16 protein-coding genes and 1 pseudogene are annotated in these 18,962 nt (G+C 63.4%); 7 read left to right on the top strand and 10 right to left on the bottom strand.

Annotation, left to right across the window (positions count from 1 at the left end; genetic code table 11):
* Positions 1-255 precede the first annotated feature (255 nt).
* On the bottom strand, positions 256-561 hold the full coding sequence (locus BHD07_RS27590; protein ID WP_018097049.1) for a DUF982 domain-containing protein: 306 nt from the start codon (positions 559-561) through the stop codon (positions 256-258).
* A 375-nt stretch (positions 562-936) separates the two neighbouring features.
* Between BHD07_RS27590 and BHD07_RS27585 the strand changes: the two genes are divergently transcribed.
* Together BHD07_RS27585 and BHD07_RS27580 are read left to right on the top strand one after the other, a co-directional pair.
* Positions 937-1,416, top strand: coding sequence for an Hsp20 family protein (locus BHD07_RS27585; RefSeq protein ID WP_275599763.1), 480 nt, complete (start codon positions 937-939; stop codon positions 1,414-1,416).
* 119 nt (positions 1,417-1,535) lie between these two features.
* Complete coding sequence (locus tag BHD07_RS27580; protein ID WP_338283894.1) at positions 1,536-2,042, top strand: Hsp20/alpha crystallin family protein; 507 nt, start codon at positions 1,536-1,538, stop codon at positions 2,040-2,042.
* A 188-nt stretch (positions 2,043-2,230) separates the two neighbouring features.
* Here the strand turns inward: BHD07_RS27580 and guaD are convergent, their stop codons facing one another.
* Positions 2,231-3,574 carry a guanine deaminase gene (guaD, locus tag BHD07_RS27575; RefSeq protein WP_338283893.1) on the bottom strand — a complete coding sequence of 448 codons (1,344 nt, stop codon included), beginning with the start codon at positions 3,572-3,574 and terminating at the stop codon, positions 2,231-2,233.
* Entirely contained in the window at positions 3,571-4,809 is a 1,239-nt protein-coding gene (locus BHD07_RS27570) for a urate hydroxylase PuuD (RefSeq protein ID WP_338283892.1), read from the bottom strand. Before BHD07_RS27570 ends, guaD begins: the two co-directional genes overlap by 4 nt.
* Positions 4,810-4,958: 149 nt before the next feature.
* On the opposite strand from BHD07_RS27570, the gene BHD07_RS27565 reads away from it, so the two are divergent.
* Entirely contained in the window at positions 4,959-5,906 is a 948-nt protein-coding gene (locus BHD07_RS27565; RefSeq protein ID WP_100670432.1) for a LysR family transcriptional regulator, read from the top strand.
* 9 nt (positions 5,907-5,915) lie between these two features.
* Here the strand turns inward: BHD07_RS27565 and BHD07_RS27560 are convergent, their stop codons facing one another.
* Positions 5,916-6,896 carry a quinone oxidoreductase family protein gene (locus BHD07_RS27560; protein WP_338283891.1) on the bottom strand — a complete coding sequence of 327 codons (981 nt, stop codon included), beginning with the start codon at positions 6,894-6,896 and terminating at the stop codon, positions 5,916-5,918.
* Positions 6,897-6,996: 100 nt separating this feature from the next.
* Here BHD07_RS27560 and BHD07_RS27555 point away from each other — a divergent pair, with 100 nt between their 5' ends.
* Positions 6,997-7,389 (top strand): winged helix-turn-helix transcriptional regulator, encoded by a 393-nt coding sequence (locus BHD07_RS27555; RefSeq protein WP_338283890.1) that lies wholly within the window; start codon positions 6,997-6,999, stop codon positions 7,387-7,389.
* Here the strand turns inward: BHD07_RS27555 and xdhC are convergent.
* Genes xdhC through uraH form a run of 4 tightly spaced genes read right to left on the bottom strand, consistent with a single transcriptional unit; the run spans position 7,379 to position 12,477 of the window.
* Positions 7,379-8,236: a xanthine dehydrogenase accessory protein XdhC gene (gene xdhC / locus BHD07_RS27550; protein WP_338283889.1), complete on the bottom strand. Its 858-nt coding sequence runs from the start codon at positions 8,234-8,236 to the stop codon at positions 7,379-7,381. The two genes, BHD07_RS27555 and xdhC, sit on opposite strands and share 11 nt — an antisense overlap.
* A 35-nt stretch (positions 8,237-8,271) precedes the next feature.
* Complete coding sequence (gene xdhB, locus BHD07_RS27545; RefSeq protein WP_338283888.1) at positions 8,272-10,605, bottom strand: xanthine dehydrogenase molybdopterin binding subunit; 2,334 nt, start codon at positions 10,603-10,605, stop codon at positions 8,272-8,274.
* Between the two features lie 13 nt (positions 10,606-10,618).
* Positions 10,619-12,100: a xanthine dehydrogenase small subunit gene (xdhA, locus tag BHD07_RS27540; RefSeq protein WP_275599031.1), complete on the bottom strand. Its 1,482-nt coding sequence runs from the start codon at positions 12,098-12,100 to the stop codon at positions 10,619-10,621.
* Positions 12,101-12,105: 5 nt separating this feature from the next.
* Positions 12,106-12,477, bottom strand: coding sequence for a hydroxyisourate hydrolase (gene uraH / locus BHD07_RS27535; RefSeq protein WP_100670442.1), 372 nt, complete (start codon positions 12,475-12,477; stop codon positions 12,106-12,108).
* Positions 12,478-12,644: 167 nt separating this feature from the next.
* Between uraH and puuE the strand changes: the two genes are divergently transcribed.
* Together puuE and alc are read left to right on the top strand one after the other, a co-directional pair.
* Positions 12,645-14,060 carry an allantoinase PuuE gene (gene puuE, locus BHD07_RS27530; RefSeq protein ID WP_338283887.1) on the top strand — a complete coding sequence of 472 codons (1,416 nt, stop codon included), beginning with the start codon at positions 12,645-12,647 and terminating at the stop codon, positions 14,058-14,060.
* Between the two features lie 9 nt (positions 14,061-14,069).
* Positions 14,070-15,076 (top strand): annotated as a pseudogene (alc, locus tag BHD07_RS27525) (allantoicase).
* A gap of 280 nt (positions 15,077-15,356) precedes the next feature.
* Here the strand turns inward: alc and BHD07_RS27520 are convergent.
* On the bottom strand, positions 15,357-16,649 hold the full coding sequence (locus tag BHD07_RS27520; RefSeq protein ID WP_014530473.1) for an NCS2 family permease: 1,293 nt from the start codon (positions 16,647-16,649) through the stop codon (positions 15,357-15,359).
* Between the two features lie 278 nt (positions 16,650-16,927).
* Entirely contained in the window at positions 16,928-17,638 is a 711-nt protein-coding gene (locus BHD07_RS27515; RefSeq protein WP_338283886.1) for a phosphoribosyltransferase, read from the bottom strand.
* Positions 17,639-17,789: 151 nt separating this feature from the next.
* Here BHD07_RS27515 and BHD07_RS27510 point away from each other — a divergent pair, with 151 nt between their 5' ends.
* Entirely contained in the window at positions 17,790-18,959 is a 1,170-nt protein-coding gene (locus BHD07_RS27510; RefSeq protein ID WP_100670454.1) for a M20 aminoacylase family protein, read from the top strand.
* The last annotated feature ends 3 nt before the right edge of the window (positions 18,960-18,962 follow it).

Here is an 18,962-nt window from a genome sequence, read left to right as displayed (position 1 = left end):
GGCCTCGTCGAGCACGGCTTCCACATCGGGAAACGCCCCCTCCCAACTGCGCGCTCGGTCAGCGATCACACGCAATGGCTCGCGCGTGTAGCCGCAGCATTTGCCGGCGTCGCGCGTATCTGGTAGCAGATCATCGTCCGGCCCCCGCCCGGAGGCCATTTCGTCGTCTCAACAGACGTTTTCGCGTCGCCGAAATGAAGACGGCGCCGCGGCGCGCATGCCGGGGTCTGTGCATGATGACCTGATCCGCCTCCTTTACGCCGTTTGCGCAGCCTTGACGCTATCGCCCTGCGGCTCGCGGGCCGGCGGTGCCATGACGAGCGGCATGCCCGCTTCAAGGCAAGCGGCGATGAAGGCTTCCCGCGCCACTGCCGCCGGCGTCATCCGGTTCAACGCCCGCCGACAGGTCCGCACCGCCCGTTCGTAGCGCTCGCCCTTCCTGAGCGGCCACTCGTTTTCCAGGAAGTCGAGGGCCTCGTAAACGGAGGCAAAAGTGTGCGTCAGACCGTTGGAAAGGCGCACGGTGAGGGGGATCGTCCAGGGGATCTCATTGAGAAGCATTTTTCCTCCTTTCCTCTGCCGTCAATGAACTGCACGCCCGCTGCACTCTCACGGGTCGAACGAACCAGGCAGCGCTGCGAGGTGCCATATTGATCTCTGCGCGTCTCGAAAACGTATCGCGCTCACCAGATATTGGAGCGGAAAAGGTAAATTCAAGAACCTCGATCAGCGGCTTGAGCCCTCGTTCGAACGGCCGGTTTTTGCGGCCACCGCCGGCCCGGAGCAACGGACGAAAATCGATGCCCGGAGACCCTTGAAACCCGGCTTCGAATGACTAAATCGGGTGCGAGAGCCGCCTGTAAGGGGCTCGCAGTCGAGGAGCTCCGTTCTCTTCGGCGCTCCTCATCGTCCATGTTGCTCAAGGAGGATATGGCTATGAGAACAAGCTTCGATTTCTCGCCGCTGTCGCGCTCCAGCGTTGGCTTCGAACATCTGTTCGACCTCTTGGATTCCGCAAGTCGCCTGGCGCCTAACGACAACTGGCCGCCCTACGACATCATGCGGGTCGGTGAGAACCAGTACCGGATCGCAATGTCGGTAGCGGGCTTCGCCCCGGACGAGATCACCATCACGCACGAGCAGCAGATGCTGACCGTTACCGGCGCGAAAACCGGAGAAGACGACACCGAATATCTCTACCGCGGTATTGCCGCACGCAACTTCGAGCGTCGCTTCCAGCTCGCCGACTTTGTCAGCGTCACCGGCGCCAACCTCGCCAACGGCCTGCTCAAGATCGACCTCGTCCGTGAGCTTCCCGAGCAGATGAAGCCGCGTCGGATAGAGATACATCAGGCAGAGGCATTGCCGGCCGGCGAGGCCTCGAAACAGATCGAAGGCGAGAAACACGCAGCGTAGCTGCGCATGCCAATCGCACCGAAGCGCCGGCGGACGCTGACGCTTCGGTTCCGGAATGGGAGCGGGAGAGGCCGCAAGACCCCACACCCCGCTCCCAATGCAAAGAAAGGAACGGACCGATGAATGTACGTGATCTCATCCCATGGGGCCGCGCGCAGGGCCAGGTGCCGGCTTCCTATCGCGACAACGACCGAAATCCCTTCCTGGCGCTCCACAGGGAAATGAACCGCCTGTTCGACGACGCCTTCCGCAGCTTCGAAACCCGCCTGCCCTTCAGCGGCCTTACGGGTTTTGCAGGCGGCTGGCCGAGCGTGGAGGTCTCCGACCGGGATAAGGAAATCAAGGTGACCGCTGAACTGCCGGGTCTCGAGGAAAAGGATGTCGAACTGTCCTTGTCCGAGGGCGTGCTGTCGCTGCGAGGCGAAAAACGGGCAGAGACCGAGGACGAGGAAAACCAGTTCTCTGAGCGATATTACGGTCGCTTCGAACGGCGCATTCCGCTCGGATACGAGGTGGATGAAAGCAAGGTGAATGCGACCTTCCGCAATGGCGTCCTGACGGTGACCCTGCCGAAGACCGAGCAGGCCCAGTCGAAAGCCAAACGCATTGCGATCAACGGGCGGTAGTTGCCTGTTGCGGTCCCCGCCGTCGGCGAAGGCCCTTCACCCGCCTGCCGGCACCTGCTCCCCACAGGCGGGGGCGAAGGGGTTCGCGGCACCTTCCCCGTCCCTCGCGAAGCTCACTATCTAAATGGGGCGAACTGCCGGCAGGCGGATGCGGGCCCGCTGCACGCTTCCTTTGATCGTACTTTCAGCTATGCCGTCGCCAGTGCCCTCACGGCCTCGGTCTTCATCTCCCGCCGTCCGCACTTCATCTGCCTGCCCGCCACATACACCTCGGCCACCGAGCGGTCGTCGCCCATGGTCTGCAAAATGAAGAGCTCTTCGGCAAGCGTCGAGGCAACCTGCATCCTGAGCTCCATGGCCGGCTTGGCGCGGCTGTCGAGGACGACGATGTCCGCATCCGCGCCGGCATGCAGTGAGCCGATCCGGTGTTCGAGATCGAGCGCGCGCGCATTGCCGAGCGTCAACATGTAGAAGGAATTGAGCGGCGAGAGCCGCTGGCCCTGCAGGTGCAGCACCTTATAGGCTTCGTCCATCGTTTCCAGCATCGAGAAACTCGTCCCGCCGCCGACGTCGGTCGCAACCGCATGGCGTGCGCCGAGCCTGTCGAAACGGTCGCGATCGAAGAGCCCGCTGCCGAGGAACAGGTTCGAGGTCGGACAGAAGACGCCGACCGCTCCGGTCTCTGCGAGGACCGAAATCTCGCGGTCGCTCAGATGGATGCAATGGCCGAGCAGAGTCTTGCGGCCGAGCAGCTCGTAGCGCGCATAAATGTCGGTATAGTCCTTCGCTTCCGGAAAGAGCGAGGTGGCGAAAGCGATCTCGTCCCGGTTTTCGGACAGGTGGGTCTGAACGTAGCAATCCGGATGCTCGGCAGCGAGCACGCGGCTCACCTCCATCTGCTCCGGCGTCGAAGTGATCGCGAACCGCGGGCTGATCGCATAATGCGCGCGGCCGCGGCCGTGCCACCTGGCGATGAGCGCCTTCGTCTCGTCATAGCCCTTTTCCGGCGTGTCTTGCAGCGCGTCCGGCGCGTTGCGGTCCATCATCACCTTGCCGCCGATCATCAGCATGTTTCGCTCTTCGGCCGCGGTGAAGAAGGCATCGACGCTTTCCGGATGCACAGAACAATAGGCAACTGCGGTGGTCGTGCCGTTGGAGAGGAGTTCGTCCATGAAGCGGCCCGCGATGAAGGCGGCGTGCTTGGGCGACTTGAACTTCTGCTCCTCGACGAAGATATAGGTGTTCAGCCATTCGAGGAGCTGCGCACCGTAGGAGGCGATAGCCTGTGTCTGCGGGAAATGCAGGTGCGTATCGATGAAACCGGGCAGTACGAGGTGCGGCCGATGATCGGCGACCTCTACGCCGGGCCCCGCCTGCCTCGCTATGTCGCCGTAAGGGCCGAGGCCCTCGATCTTGCCGTTCCTCACGAAAACGGCGCCGTCCTCGAAGTAGCGGTAGGAGCTGGCATCGTCGATGCTCTCGGGTTCCTTGACGAAAGTCAGCACGCGGCCGCGGATCAAGAGATCGTTCATTGGACCTTTCCTTCCTTTACGGTCGTCTCGTACCAGGAGGCGATAAGCTGGCGTTCCTCCTCGGTGATGCCGGTGACGTTGGCAGGCGGCATGGCATGCGATCGCCCCGCCTGCAGGTAGATTTCGCGGGCATGCGCGACGATGTCGCGGTCGGCTTCGAGAACGACGCCCTTCGGCGGCACGATTATGCCTTCCCATCCGGGCTCGCGCGCATGGCACATGGAACAGCGGCCAAGCACGGTATCGCGCACTTTGGAAAAGTCCGGCGACGCGACGACGGCCTCGACGGCCGTCGAAGCCCTGGCCTCTCCGCCTTCGGAGAGGACCTTGGGCACGGTGGAGAGCCACATGATGGCGATGAACAGAAGCACCGTCGCAAGCCATGTCCAGGTCGGGCTGCCCTTGTTGGCGTGGCGGGTGTTGAACCAGTGACGGATCGTGACCCCCATGAGGAAGACCAGCGAGGCGATGACCCAGTTATACTGCGTGCCGAAGGCGAGCGGATAATGGTTCGAAAGCATCAGGAACAGCACGGGCAGCGTCAGATAGTTGTTGTGCGTCGAACGCTGCTTCGCCTGTTTTCCGAGCGCAGGATCGGGCGTACGGCCTGCGATCAGGTCGGCAACGACTTTCTTCTGGTTCGGGATGATGATGAAGAACACGTTGGCCGACATGATGGTCGCCGTGAAGGCGCCGAGATGGAGATAGGCCGCCCGGCCCGTGAAGAGCTGGGTGTAACCCCAAGCGACGGCAACGAGGATGAAATAGAGCAGCACCATCAGCCGCGTATTGTCGTTGCCGAACGGCGAACGGCAGATCGTGTCATAGGCAAGCCAGCCGAAGCCGAGCGAAGCCAGCGAGATGGCGATGGCCATCGGCTTCGAGACATCGAGCACGTTCGGATCGATGAGGTAGAGGTCCGCGCCGGCATAGTAGACGAGCGCAAGCATGCCGAAACCGGAGAGCCAGGTGACGTAGGACTCCCACTTGAACCAGATCAGGTGCTCCGGCATGTTTTCCGGCGCAACCAGATACTTCTGGATGTGATAGAAGCCGCCGCCATGCACCTGCCACTCTTCGCCGTAGGCGCCGACCGGCATGCCCGGACGCTGCTTCAGCCCCAGGTCGAGCGCGACGAAGTAGAAGGATGAGCCGATCCAGGCTATGCCGGTGATGACATGCAGCCATCTCACCGCAAATGTCAGCCAATCCCAGGCGATGGCATACTCGTACATTGAGTTCTCCCCATTTCTCTCGCGCTCATTATGTGTCATTGCTTGGGGAGGCGGGAACGGCGCCATCGCACCAACTCTTTCAAAAAAAACTATAAAATCGAAGAGGGGCCGGAGCGCTACGTTCGCGCCGGAAGAGCAGAGGCGGAAGTATGTCCTATCTCGATAATGTGCGTGTGTTCGTGCGCGTCGTGGAACTTGGAACGCTGTCGGCAGCGGGCCGCGATCAGCGCGTCACGCCGGCGGTTGCCAGCAACAGAATCAAGGAGTTGGAGCGGCATATGGGCGTGCGCCTGTTCAACCGCACCACCAGAAAACTGACGCCGACCGAGCACGGACGAGTCTTCTACGAAGGCGCGGTAAAGATCCTCGAAGCGGTGAACGAGGCGGAGAGCGCCATTGCCGATCTATCAAGAAATCCGAAGGGAGCGCTGAAGATCACCGCCCCGCTCGGCATCGGCCGGCGACTGATCGCGCCCGGCATACCGGAGTTTCACGACCGCTACCCGGATATCGAGGTGCGGTTGCGCCTCTCCGATCATAATGTCGACATCCTTGCCGAGGGCGTGGACATCGCCTTCAAGCTCGGCATACTCGAAGATTCGAACCTGCGGATGCGCGGCATCATGAACTGCGACCGCGTGCTCTGCGGGTCGCCGCGCTATTTCGAAAGGCGCGGCATCCCCTCGTCGCCGGACGACCTCCTAAGCCACAGCCACGACTGTCTTCTGCTGCGCTATCCCGGGTCGAAGGAGTATTACTGGACCTTGCAGACACCGGACGGCGTTCGCAAGTTCGAGGTCGGCGGTCCCTATGATTCGGATGATGGCGACGTGCTCACCCAGTGGGCGCTTGACGGACGCGGCATCGTCAACAAGCCGCTCTTCGAGGTGAAACAGCATATCGACGAGGGCTTGCTTGTCCCGGTGCTCGAGGAGACGCCGCCGCTCGGCGCCCAGCTTGCGGCGATCTACCCGCACAAGCGCTTCCAGGATCCGAAGGTCCGGCTGATGATCGACTTCATGGCCGAGCGCTGTCAGCGGCTGATCGGCAAGATGCTTGCCGAGCCTCATGAGGTGCAGGAGCGTTCAAGCGCTTGAGCAGCGCCCTCAAGGCACAAGCACGACCTTACCGATCGTTCGGCGGCTCTCGATCGCCCGGTGTGCGTCCGCTGCCCGATCCAGCGAAAAGCGGCTGTCGATCGCGACCGTCAATGCGCCCTCTTGCGCCTGGTTGAAAAGCTCGGTGAGATCCGCCTTCAATCCGGCGAGGTTCAAGAGCGGCAGTAAGGCGAAGCCGCGCAGGGATTGGTTCAGTGCGAACATCGATTCTGCTTGCCGCGCGCTCAACGCAAACCTGCCGAGGGCACCGAAAACCAGCTCTCCCGCCGGTGCCAGCAGATCGATCGCAGCGTCGGTAAATTCGCCGCCGACGAAATCGTAGAGAATGTCGACCCCGCCACCGTTCAAAGCCCTCCTGAGCGTTGCCGTCCAATCAGGGGCCGCATAGTTGATGCCGACGTGAGCACCGATCGAACGGGCGAAGTCGAGCTTTTCCTCCGAACTCGCAACGGCAACGATCGTCCGCGCACCGCCTTTCCTTGCCAATTGCACGAGCAGTGAACCTACACCGCCTGCCGCAGCGCTGATCAGCAGCGTTTTGTTCTGCAGCGCGCTTTGCCGGACGAGATAAAGAGCCGTGAGGCCCTGTACCATCATGGCAACAGCCGCTTCGAAGGAAAGTCCGTCCGGGATCGGCACCAGCATCGCGGCCTCGACCGCCACATATTCGGCATATCCGCCGGTACCCCGCCCATGAGCGAACATCGGGGCCGCGACACGACTGCCGACGAGATCTTGAGGAAGATCCTCTCCGACCGCTGCGACGACGCCGGCGACCTCCACACCCGGGATCATCGGCAGTTCGGGCGTGACCGCGTAGCGGTCCTGCCGCATCAGAACCTCGAAATAGTTGACGCCAACGGCACCCACGCGGACGAGCGCCTCGCCTCTGCCCGGGCTCGGTGTAGGGACATCGACGCTTCGGAGCACGTCTGGCGCCCCGAAGCGGCGAAATTCAATGGCCTTCATAAGAACTTACCTCGAAACTATTGGTTTGCGCGGCTATTTAGGGGTAGTCTTCGGACGGCATCTACACACTCTTTCGTTCCATACTGACCGATGGGTAACCATGGCCGACATCATAAAGAAATTGCCGGTGCTGCCCTCCGAGCGCGCACTCAAGGTGATCTCCGGACGCTGGAAAGCCATCATCCTCTACCATCTGTTCGATAGGCCGAAGCGGCTTTCCGAGTTGCGAAGGCTGATACCCGCCGTCAGCCAGAAAGTGCTGATCCAGCAGCTCCGCGAAATGGAGGAGCATGGCCTCGTACACAGGGAGATTTTCCGCGAGATACCGCCGCGCGTCGAATATTCTGCGACGACGCTCGGCCTCAGCCTCGAGCCAGTCCTGCTGGCACTCTGCGAGTGGGGTCAGCGCCACGCCGCCGAGCTGAACGAGGCCGATCGCGTGACAGACTGCGTGATCCGTCCGCGAAAGGGCGACAACCGGCCTATGCCTTGATCGATCTCTGGCTCTTCGGGGTGAGCGCGCGAGGCTGCAGATGGCGGTTCAGCGCCGCGGTCATTATCTCGGCCGCGGCAAGGGCTGCGATCACCGGCGGCCGCTTGTCCTTCACCACCGTACCACCGATCGGGCAAACCAGCCTCTCGAAAAGCTCAGGACGATTGACCTCTCGCGACAGCCAGTTCTTGAAAGTCGCGCGCTTCGTCTTCGAACCGATCATGCCGACGTAACTGGCGTCTTCGCGCCCGAGCGCCTCAGTCGCGATCAGGAAGTCGAGTGCGTGATCGTGGGTGAGGACGACGAAGGCGCTGCCCGGCGGCGCGTCGCGCACGACGGCTTCGGGCATTGCGGTCAGGCAGGTCTCGATACCCGGTACGTCGGCGGCCGAGAGCTCATGTTCGCGGGTGTCGACGAGAACGGTCCTGAGCGGCACGTGCGACAGCGCCATGGCGAGCGCGTTGCCGACGTGCCCGGCGCCGAAGATATAGACATGCGGCCGATGCGCGATCTCATCGTCGCTGCGCTCGATGAGTGTCGCACGCGTGTCCGCATCGACCTTTTTGAAGGAAAGCGCGACGTGGCCGCCGCAGCATTGGCCGATCTCCGGGCCGAGGGGGATCGCCAGTCGAAGATCCGCATTCGCCCCCTGAACGAGTTTCCGCGCGTGGTCGATCGCCATGAATTCCAGCTGTCCGCCGCCGATCGTGGCGAAGGTGCGGTCTTTTGAAACGAGCATCCAGGCATCGGTATCGCGCGGCGTCGAGCCTGCCGCGCTCGCCACCTCGACAAGCACGCAGGCCCTTTCACGGCTCAGGAAATCCCGGATGTCTTCTCGGCGCGCCATCTCAGTCATCCATTATCTTCGCCGCGCGATCGTCCCTACCCGTCCCGGTGGGCGCGCAGGCGCTCGACCGCCATCAGCACGCGCTCCGGCGTTGCCGGGGCATCGATGCGCGGCGGAATACGATAATCCGCGACGCTCGCCGCTGCCATGGATATCGCCTCCAGAACCGAAATCCCCAGCATGAAAGGAGGTTCCCCGACCGCCTTCGAGCGCCGGATCGTCTCCTCCCGGTTGACGGACCATTCGGCCAGGCGCACGTTGAACACGCGCGGGCGATCGGAGGCGAGTGGGATCTTGTAGGTGGAGGGCGCATGTGTCCGCAACCGGCCCTTGGCATCCCACCAGAGTTCCTCCGTCGTCAGCCAGCCCATGCCCTGCACGAAGGCGCCTTCGACCTGGCCGAGGTCGAGCGCCGGGTTCAGCGACTTGCCGACATCGTGGATGATATCGGTCCGCTCGACCTGGTACTCACCGGTCAGCGTGTCGACGCTGACCTCGGAGCAGGAGGCTCCGTAGGCGAAGTAATAGAATGGACGCCCCCGCCCTTCGGCGCGACTCCAGTGGATCTTCGGGGTCTTGTAAAAACCGGCCGCCGAAAGCTGCACGCGCGCGGCATAAGCCGCCTTGATAAAATCGGTAAAGGCGATGCGTCCGGCGCCGATCCGGACCGTGTTCGGCTCGAAGGCGATATCAGCTTCGTTCACCCCGTAGTGCTCGGCCGCGAAGCGCACGAGCCGCTCCTTGATCTGCTGACAGGCATTGGCGGCTGCCATGCCGTTGAGGTCCGAGCCGGACGAAGCGGCCGTCGCCGAGGTGTTCGGCACCTTGCCGGTCGAGGTCGCGGTCACCTTTATATGGTCGAGATCGACCTGGAACTCGTCCGCTACGACCTGCGCCACCTTGGTGTAGAGCCCCTGCCCCATCTCCGTGCCGCCGTGGTTCAGCTGGATTGAGCCATCCGTATAGACATGGACCAGGGCGCCGGCCTGATTGTATTCCGTCTTGGTGAAGGAGATGCCGAACTTCACCGGCGTCAGCGCGATGCCGCGCTTGATGACGGAGCTCTCGCGGTTGAATGCGACGGCCGCCTGCCGCCGGGCCGCATAGTCGGACGAAGCCTCAAGCTCCTCGATGATCCGGCCGATGATGTTGTCCTCCACCGTCTGGTGGTACGGCGTCAGGTTGCGCCCCTCGCCGCCGTAGAAATTGAGCTTGCGGATTTCGAGCGGGTCCTTGCCGAGCGCGTAGGCGATGTCTTCGATTATCCGCTCGCCGCCGACCATGCCCTGCGGTCCGCCGAAACCCCGGAACGCGGTGTTCGAGACCGTGTTGGTCTTCAGCGGGCGCGAGCGCAGCCGCACGTTCGGGTAGAAATAGCAATTGTCGGCGTGGAAGAGCGCGCGATCGGTCACCGGTCCGGAAAGGTCGGCCGAGAAGCCGCAGCGGGCGGCGAAGACCGCGTCCACCGCCTCGATGCGGCCATCGTCATCGAAGCCGACCTTGTAATCGACGTGAAAGTCGTGGCGCTTGCCGGTCGCCGTCATGTCGTCGTCGCGGTCCGGGCGCACCTTGACCGCGCGGCGGTATTTCCTGGCAGCCACTGCCGCAACCGCAGCGAAAAGATTTGCCTGCGTCTCCTTGCCGCCGAAACCGCCGCCCATCCGCCGGACGTTCACGGTCACTGCATTCGACGGCACGCCCAGCACATGGGCGACCATGAGTTGCGTCTCGCTCGGATGCTGGGTCGAGGAAAAGACGGTCACTTCGTCATCCTCGCCGGGGATCGCAAAGGAGATCTGGCCTTCGAGATAGAAGTGATCCTGGCCACCGATGCGCATTTCGCCCGAAACGGTGTTTGTCGCCTTGGCAAAGCCGGCATCGATGTCGCCGCGCTCGAGCTTCAGGGGATCGATCACCAGCGGATAGTTCGCAGCCGCGGCTTCGAGAACATCCGTCACATGCGGCAGATCGCGATAATCGATCTTTACCTTGGCGGCCGCGCGCCGGGCGGCCTCGCGCGAGGTCGCGATGACCGCGAAGATCGGCTGGCCGTGGAACTCGACCTTGCCGGTCGCGAAGACCGGATCGTCGTGCTTGTGCGCCGGACTGATATCGTTCTCGCCGGGTATGTCCTCCGCCGTGAGCACTCCCACGACACCAGGACTGTTACGCACGGCCTCGAAATCCACCGACAGGATTTCGGCATGCGCGCGCTGCGAGAGCCCCAGATAGCCATGAAGAGTGCCGGCGGGCTCGGGAATGTCATCAATGTATTCTGCGGTTCCGGAAACGTGCTTGTGACCGGATTCGTGGCGTTCCTTGTCGTGGACGGCGCCGCGGACGCGATCGACGGGCTGCATCACATTCATGGGTCCACCCTCTCTACATAGCCACCGCGACCGTGCGGTCGATCCGGATATTGCGCGTTTCCTGCGTTTCCAGATGGAAGCGCCGCAGAAGATTCCTCGCAACGAGCATCCGATATTCGGAAGAGGCGCGCCAGTCGGTGAGCGGCGTGTAATCCCGCTCGAAGGCCGCTACGCCAGCCTCGATGGCAGCGTCGTTCCATTGCGCGCCATTGAGTGCGGCCTCCACGTTCGACGCGCGCTTCGGCGTGCCCGCCATGCCGCCAAAGGCGATAGCCACGTCGGCAACCTTGCCGTCACCGTCGAGCTTCACGCGAAACGCGCCACAGACTGCGGAGATATCTTCATCGAAGCGTTTCGTGATCTTGTAGACGGCGAAGCGGTCGGTCTCGTCCAGGAAGGGGATCCGGACAGTCTCTACGAATTCGCCGGGTTCGCGATCCTGCTTGCCGTATTCGATGAAGAAGGCTTCGAGGGGCAGCGTGCGGCGGCGTGTTCCCTTGCGCAGGATCACCGAAGCGCCAAGTGCGATCAGCGCCGGCGGCGTGTCGCCGATCGGCGAACCGTTGGCGATATTGCCTCCGACCGTGCCCATATTGCGCACCTGCTCGCCGCCGATACGATCCCAGAGCTCGCGAAGTTGCGGGAAGTGCCGGACGATGACCGGATAGGCCTCCGTGTAGCTTACGCCGGCGGCAAGGCTGATCCCGTTCGCGTCGACGGAGATCCGCCGCAGTTCTTCAAGATGCGAGAGATGGACGACCGGCGCGATGTCGCGCATGAATTTGGTGACCCAGAGCCCGACATCGGTCGAACCGGCGACGATCGTCGCCTTGGGGTTCGTCTCAAGAACCACAGCGAAATCGTCCAGCGAGGCCGGAAGCACGACGCGCTCGTCTTCGCCTCCGATCTCGACGCGCCGCCCGTCCCGAAGCGCCTCCAGTTGCCGCGTGATCTCCTCACGTTCCACGATCAGCGGATCCTTGCCGAGCTCGCCGACCGATGCAATCGCTTCCGCCGCCCGAATGATCGCCGCATAACCGGTGCAGCGACAGAGATTGCCCTGCAGCGCCTTCTCGATTTCCTGAACGCTCGGCTTCGCATTCGTCATCCAGAGGCCGTAGAGCGACATCACGAAACCGGGTGTACAGAAACCGCATTGCGAGGCGTGCGTGTCGACCATCGCCTGCTGCACGGGGTGCAGCGGCCCGTTCGGCTGCGCAAGCGCTTCGACCGTCACCACATGGCAGCCGTCAAGCGATGCGACGAAGCGGATGCAGGCGTTGACGGATTCGTATTTGAGCTTGCCGTCGAGAAGCCGGCCGACAAGCACAGTGCAGGCGCCGCAGTCGCCTTCCGCGCAGCCTTCTTTCGTCCCGCGCAGACTCCGGTCGATGCGCAGAAAGTCCAGCAGCGTCTGCACCGGCGATACATCGGCAAGCTCGACGGGCCGGTGGTTCAAAAGGAAACGGATCGTATTGCGGATTTCGGTCGTCATTGCCGTCAGCTCCCGCGATAGGTGGAATAGCCGTAGGGCGAAAGCAGGAGCGGCACGTGATAATGCGCGGCCCGGTCGGCGATCCCGAAGCGGATAGGGATCACGTCGAGAAACGGGTGCGTGCCGCGCTCGTCCGCAGTGCCGAGATATTCTCCGGCGTGAAAGCGCAGCTCGTAGGTTCCGGTTGCCATCGTGGAGCCGTTGAGAAGCGGCGCATCGCAGCGCCCGTCATCGTTGGTGCGGGTCGAGGAAAGAAGCTCCGTCCGTTCACCTTCAATCCGGTAGAGATCGATGCGCAGATTGCTTGCCGGTTTCCCGCTCGCCGTGTCCAATACGTGGGTCGTCAGGCGCCCGGGCGTTCCGTCTTGAACTTGCATTCTGTCGCTCCTCCGAAAGTCAACATCGAGGATAGAGTATCCGGGGGGCGGGCGCCCTTGTGTAGCGGGCTCAACCTTCGAGACTTTCAAATTTTTCGGGGGGAATGGGAGAGCGGAATTCTCGCTACGAATTGGGCGACGAGACAATCTCTGGAGGAGCTGCTGCTATGAGATATCCCCGCGATCTCCTGGGCCATGGTCCGAACCCGCGCATCGCCTGGCCCGACGGCACCCGGATCGCCGTGCAATTCGTGATCAATTACGAGGAGGGCGGAGAGAACTGCGTGCTTCATGGCGACGCGGCGTCGGAGGCCTTTCTCTCGGAAATCGTCGGCGCTCAGGCCTGGCCAGACCAGCGCCACTGGAACATGGAATCGATCTACGAATACGGCGCGCGCGCCGGTTTCTGGCGGCTGCACCGGTTGTTCACCGAAAAGGAGATACCGGCAACCGTCTACGGCGTCGCTACGGCGCTCAAGCGATCGCCCGCACAGGTGGCCGCCATGCAGGACGCCGGCTGGGAAATCGCTTCCCACGGCCTCAAATGGATCGAGCACAAGGATTTCGACGCGGAGCGCGAGCGCGCCGAGATTGCCGAGGCGATCCGCCTTCACACGATCGTAACCGGCGAACGGCCGACCGGCTGGTATACCGGCCGCTGTTCCGTGAACACACTCGACCTCGTGACCGAGACCGGCGGCTTCGACTACGTCTCCGACGCATATGCGGACGACCTGCCCTACTGGCACGAACATGCCGGCCGGCACCAGCTCGTCATCCCCTACACCCTCGACGCCAACGACATGCGTTTCGCAACGCCACAGGGCTTCAACAGCGGCGACCAGTTCTTCAGCTATCTGAAGGACAGTTTCGACATTCTCTACGCCGAGGGCGCTGCCGGCGCGCCGAAGATGTTGAGCATCGGCCTCCACTGCCGTCTGGTCGGCCGGCCCGGCCGCGCCGCCGCACTGGCGCGCTTCCTCGACTATGTGAAGAGCCACGAGAAGGTCTGGCTTGCCCGCCGCATCGACATTGCCCGCTACTGGGCAGAAACCTATCCGTTCCAGCCGAATGAAAACCGACCGTCGCGATTGTCGAAAGATGACTTCATTGGTCGCTTCGGAGGGGTGTTCGAGCACTCGGACTGGATCGCCAGACGCGCCTTCGCAGGCGAACTCGGCCCCGCCAACGACACCGCGTCGGGACTGCACGCGGCGCTCTGCGCGGTCTTTCGCGAGGCAAGCGACGAGGAACGGCTAGCCGTCCTCACCGCCCACCCCGATCTTGCCGGCAAGCTCGCCCAGGCGAAGCGCCTGACCGAAAGCTCGACTTCGGAGCAGGCTTCGGCGGGTCTCGACGCGCTGACGGATCAGGAGCGCGAGCGCTTCACGGCCCTCAACCATGCCTATGTCGAGAAGTTCGGCTTTCCCTTCATCATGGCCGTCAAGGGGCGCAGCAAGGACGAGATTCTTGCCGCCTTCGAGAACCGTATCGGCAACGATCGGGAGACCGAGTTCAACACCGCGTGCCGCCAGGTGGAGCGGATCGCGCTGTTGCGGCTGCGCGACACTTTGGCGGACTGAGGCGGCGCCATGACGCGCGCCGCTGAAGTTCCCCCCGGCTTTGCGGGCGGGACGATCAACCTCGCTTCCGCGGGCCTCGGCGCCCGCGCGCTCTTTGCGACGGACGAATTCTTCGGCCCGGTGGAGCGCATGCTCAAGGACGAGCCGGCCGCGTTCCACCCCGGCCTTTACGACGATAACGGCAAATGGATGGACGGCTGGGAAACCCGCCGCCGCCGCGGTGCCGGCCACGACTACGCGGTCATCGCGCTCGCCGTGAAAGGGCGGATTGCCGGCTTTGACGTCGACACGTCGCACTTCACCGGCAATTATCCGAGCGCCTGCTCGATAGAAGCCTGTCATTCGGCGGAAGATCCGGACGAGGCGACCGAGTGGATCCAACTGCTGGCGGTCACCGCCCTCGGACCGAATGCACATCACTTCTTCGCCGTGCGCTCCGACGCGGTCTACAGCCACGTCCGGTTGCGCATCCATCCGGATGGCGGTATCGCCCGGCTGCGGGTCTACGGCACTCCGGCACTCGATCTCAAGGCTATGGCGAACGAGACGATCGATCTCGCCTCCTGCCTTTCCGGGGGCCGGATCGTCGCCTTCTCCAACGGCCATTACGGCCACGAGCGCCTCATTGCGCCCGGCCGGGGTACGAATATGGGCGATGGCTGGGAAACGCGCCGACGCCGCGAACCGGGCTACGACTGGATCATCGTCAAGCTTGCCGCACGCGGGCACGTCGATCGCATCGTCGTCGACACGGCGCACTTCAAGGGCAACTACCCGGACGGTTGCTCGCTACAGGCGGCTGACCTCGCAGGCGTGGCTGCCGGGTGCGACATGCTCGCCGCCTCCTCCGCGATGTTCTGGGAAGAGCTTCTGCCGCACCGGAAGCTTTCCGCCGACAGCATCCATGAGTATGGGGCAGATATGCTTGGACATGCCGGTCCGGTCACGCATGTGCGCCTGGCGGCGTCAGCCGCCTACGCATTTACGGCCGGGTCGCCGAGGCGAAGCGCGGGTAGATCTCTTGGCCGCCAAACGACCCGAAATGACGGCCTAACTCTTTATTTTGCGCGTACGGCTTTCCGAAAGTAGCTTCCGGTTTTCGGACCGATGCGCTGGCAAAGAGGGAAAGGAAAGCTGCACGGCTTCGCCCCTCATCCGGCCTGCCGGCCACCTTCTCCCCGCAGGCGGGGCGAAGGAGACTCGTGGCGCCGCCCCTTGTCCCTTCTCCCCATCCAATGGGGAGAAGGTGCCGGCAGGCGGATGAGGGGCATTCGCACGCCCAACTCTGTTCGCTTTTCACTCGGCGAAGAATGCGAAGCGGACGATGAACAGTGCCGCGACGAGCTGGGTCGCCGGGTGGATGACGTTCCACTTGCCGGTGCAGACCTTCAGGACGACATAGCTTACGAAGCCGAAGGCGAGACCGTTGGCGATCGAATAGGTGAAGGGCATGGCGATGGCGGTCAGCGCCGCGGGTGCCGCCTCCGTCAGGTCGTCCCATTCGATCTCGGTGAGCTCGCGCATCATCAGGCCGGCGACGTAAAGCAGTGCCGGCGCGGTCGCATAGGACGGAACGGCGGCGGCAAGCGGCGAGATGAAGAGCGCGGCGAGGAACAGCACCGAGATCGTCAGCGCCGTCAGACCGGTGCGCCCGCCTGCCTGCACGCCCGAGGCGCTTTCGACATAGGCGGTCGTGCTGCTGGTGCCCATCAGCGAGCCGGCGACGATGGCCGAGCTGTCGGCAAGCAATGCACGCCCGAGACGGCTGGGCTTGCCCTCTTCCACCAGTTTCGCGCGCTTGGCGACACCGATCAGCGTGCCGGTCGCGTCGAAGACCTCGACGAGCACGAAGACGAGAATGACGTGGACGAGACCGCCATGCAGGGCGCCCATGATGTCGAGCTGGAGGAAGGTCGGCGCAATGCTCGGCGGCGCAGAGACGATGCCCTGGAATTCCGACACGCCGAGAAACATCGACAGGACCGTTACCACCAGGATGCCGATGAGGATGGATCCGCGGACATTGAGCGCGTCGAGAACGGCGATGACGAAGAAGCCGAGGATCGCGAGCAGCGGTCCCGTCTGCTTGAGATCGCCGAGGCCGACCAGCGTCGCCGGATTGTCGACGACGATGCCGGCGTTTTTCAGGGCAATGATGCCCAGGAACAGGCCGATACCGGTCGCGATCGCGCTGCGCAGCGAATGCGGTATGCCCGCAATCAGCCAGCTTCGGACCCCCGTGACCGTCAGGAGCAGGAAAATGATGCCGGAGATGAAGACGGCGCCGAGTGCCTGCTGCCAGGTGAAGCCGAGCGCGGCGACGACCGTGAAGGCGAAAAATGCGTTGAGGCCCATGCCCGGCGCCATGCCGATCGGCCAATTGGCAACGAGAGCCATGACGGCGGAGCCGAGAGCGGCCGCAAGACAGGTCGCGACGAAGATCGCGTTGCGGTCCATGCCCGTGGTCGACAGGATGTCAGGATTGACGAAGATGATGTAGGACATCGTAAGGAACGTGGTAACGCCGGCGATCACTTCCGTGCGGACGGTCGTGCCGTGCTCCTTAAGCTTGAAAAGTCGTTCAAACATTTTTCCTCCCTTGGCAGACGTCATCTCGACGCAGCCGAACGACAGAGACCGGGTGTGTTGCTCCTCCAAGAGCCCGGCCATTGCAAGTTGATCGCGCCCCGATATTTCTTCAGGGGGTATGATCCAGGCCGTGCGGCCTCGCCGGATGGGACGCCATCGCAAGCACCCGATTGTGCGTTTTCGCGCGCATGATCGCTAGCCACCGATTTCGACGCCGGGAGCGAAAGACTTTCAAGTTTTCGAGGGCATTCCGGGCGCTCCTGCGGGCACCGGCAACGTTAGATCCGGGTATCGGACGCGGTCCAGGCGCCGTCTTCGGCCCGGACGAGCATCGGCGTCGCGAAGACGCCTACGGTCCGCTCCGGCCATTGCGGAGAGAGGTCGGCGAGCGGCTTGCGCCACCGGTCCGACTGCAACATGGCGGCAGCGATCGCGACCGGCTCGATGCCGCAGGCCGCCATCAGCGACAGGCCGGCAAGTATCGAGGCCCCGCTCGATATCACATCGTCGATCAGGGCGACTCGCCGGCCCCTCAACAGCGGCAGCATGCGGGGATCGACGTAGAGTCGCTTCTTCTGGCCCGGTGTCGTGATGGACGACAGGGGAACGGATAGATCGTCGACGTACCAGAATTTTCGCGAGGTTCCGAGCGGCACATAGCGCTTGTGGCCGAGCTTGCGGGCAACGGCTGCGGCAAGCGTCAGGCCGAGTGTCGGAAGCCCCGCGACGATTTCCGGTCGGAAGGGTGCCAGTCGGGCGGCCAGTTCCTCCGCGAGCGCGTCCTCCACCTCGAAGCTCGCCTGATTGATGATCAGCGAGGCCAGCGCATGCTTGCCGTCCGCAAGCGGCCGGATCGGCAGGAGGATCTGGCGTCCGTCCGCGAGAGTGGCCGGAAAAGAGGCGCGGAAGCCGCCGTGCCCGACAAAGCTACCGGGTGGAAAGACCTCCTGCCAGTAATCGTGCGGCTCGATCGCCTTCGTTTCCGTCATGCCAAGCGTCCGTTCGGGTGAGTAAAAGGTTCTGATCCCAGAGTTTTTCGTCTATACCCATTGCCGCTTCGATCAAACCGAAAGGGCACACCCGAGCGCCAAAAGCTGGGGAATTCAGGCCCTTTCCAGACTGCTCAAGGAATGCCTGCCGATGCGCGTGCCCCCCGGGATTGTCGACGATCTCACCTTTCTCACGGCCTTTCGCCGCGACCTGCACGCTTATCCCGAACTCGGTTTCGAGGAAGAGCGGACGAGCGACCTCGTAGCGAAGCTCCTCGAAGAAGCAGGCCTCAAGGTCCACCGGGGCCTCGGCAAGACAGGCGTCGTGGGCACGCTGCAGGTCGGCAACGGCACGCGCGCGATCGGCCTGCGCGCCGACATGGATGCGCTCGCGATGCCGGAACTCGCCGATCGGCCCCACAAATCCAAGATAGCGGGAAAGATGCATGCCTGCGGCCATGACGGCCATACGACGATGCTGCTCGGCGCTGCGCGCCACCTTGCGGCGACGCGTAACTTCTCGGGAACGGTCCATTTCATCTTCCAGCCTGCCGAGGAAGGCCGCGGCGGCGCCAGGCGCATGGTGGAGGACGGGCTGTTCGACCTTTTCCCTTGCGACGCGGTCTATGGATTGCACAACATGCCGGGCCTTGCAGTGGACGAGATGGCCGTCGTGGCGGGGCCGCAGCTTGCCTCGTCCGACAGCTGGCGCCTCACCTTCCGCGGCGTCGGCACGCACGGCGCCAAGCCGCATCTCGGCCGCGATCCGATCACGGCGGCAGGGACGTTTCTTGCTTCCCTGCAAACTGTGGTCGGCCGGGTCGTCGACCCGCTGCAGCCGGCGGTCGTCAGCGCCTGCGCGCTGCAAGCAGGCGATCCGAAAGCCCTGAACGTCATTCCGGATACGGTCGAGATCGGCGGCACGGCGCGTGCCTATACGCCGCATGTGCGCGACCAGCTGCAAGAAGAGATCGGCCGGTTGGCGCAGGGGACCGCGGCGATGTACGGAATCGAGGCCGATTATCGTTTCGAGCGGCGTATTCCCCCGGTCGTCAACGATCCGGACGCGACGGCACGCGCACTTTCGGCCGCCCGGTCCGTCTTCGGCGAGAAGGCGCTGACCAGCTTCCCGCCCTCGACCGCCGGGGACGACTTCGCCTTTTTTGCGCTGGAGGCGCCCGGCTGCTATGTCTGGCTCGGCAATGGCCCCGCCGTCGACGGCGCGCTGCACCATAACAGCGCCTACGACTTCAACGACGCGGCGATCGGTCCCGGCGCTGCCTTCTGGAGCGCCCTGGTGGAACAGGAGCTCGAGGCCTGAAGA

Source organism: Sinorhizobium sp. KGO-5 (assembly GCF_036245905.1).
GTDB lineage: Bacteria > Pseudomonadota > Alphaproteobacteria > Rhizobiales > Rhizobiaceae > Sinorhizobium > Sinorhizobium meliloti_A.
The sequence above is the reverse complement of the archived record's forward strand: the minus strand, read 5'-3'. Positions and strand labels throughout refer to the sequence as shown.

Coding starts and splice junctions, on each gene's coding strand:
- BHD07_RS27590 (WP_018097049.1), bottom strand. CDS start 561: ATGCTTCTCAATGAGATCCCCTGGACGATCCCCCTCACCGTGCGCCTT.
- BHD07_RS27585 (WP_275599763.1), top strand. CDS start 937: ATGAGAACAAGCTTCGATTTCTCGCCGCTGTCGCGCTCCAGCGTTGGC.
- BHD07_RS27580 (WP_338283894.1), top strand. CDS start 1,536: ATGAATGTACGTGATCTCATCCCATGGGGCCGCGCGCAGGGCCAGGTG.
- guaD (WP_338283893.1), bottom strand. CDS start 3,574: ATGAACGATCTCTTGATCCGCGGCCGCGTGCTGACTTTCGTCAAGGAA.
- BHD07_RS27570 (WP_338283892.1), bottom strand. CDS start 4,809: ATGTACGAGTATGCCATCGCCTGGGATTGGCTGACATTTGCGGTGAGA.
- BHD07_RS27565 (WP_100670432.1), top strand. CDS start 4,959: ATGTCCTATCTCGATAATGTGCGTGTGTTCGTGCGCGTCGTGGAACTT.
- BHD07_RS27560 (WP_338283891.1), bottom strand. CDS start 6,896: ATGAAGGCCATTGAATTTCGCCGCTTCGGGGCGCCAGACGTGCTCCGA.
- BHD07_RS27555 (WP_338283890.1), top strand. CDS start 6,997: ATGGCCGACATCATAAAGAAATTGCCGGTGCTGCCCTCCGAGCGCGCA.
- xdhC (WP_338283889.1), bottom strand. CDS start 8,236: ATGGCGCGCCGAGAAGACATCCGGGATTTCCTGAGCCGTGAAAGGGCC.
- xdhB (WP_338283888.1), bottom strand. CDS start 10,605: ATGAATGTGATGCAGCCCGTCGATCGCGTCCGCGGCGCCGTCCACGAC.
- xdhA (WP_275599031.1), bottom strand. CDS start 12,100: ATGACGACCGAAATCCGCAATACGATCCGTTTCCTTTTGAACCACCGG.
- uraH (WP_100670442.1), bottom strand. CDS start 12,477: ATGCAAGTTCAAGACGGAACGCCCGGGCGCCTGACGACCCACGTATTG.
- puuE (WP_338283887.1), top strand. CDS start 12,645: ATGAGATATCCCCGCGATCTCCTGGGCCATGGTCCGAACCCGCGCATC.
- BHD07_RS27520 (WP_014530473.1), bottom strand. CDS start 16,649: ATGTTTGAACGACTTTTCAAGCTTAAGGAGCACGGCACGACCGTCCGC.
- BHD07_RS27515 (WP_338283886.1), bottom strand. CDS start 17,638: ATGACGGAAACGAAGGCGATCGAGCCGCACGATTACTGGCAGGAGGTC.
- BHD07_RS27510 (WP_100670454.1), top strand. CDS start 17,790: ATGCGCGTGCCCCCCGGGATTGTCGACGATCTCACCTTTCTCACGGCC.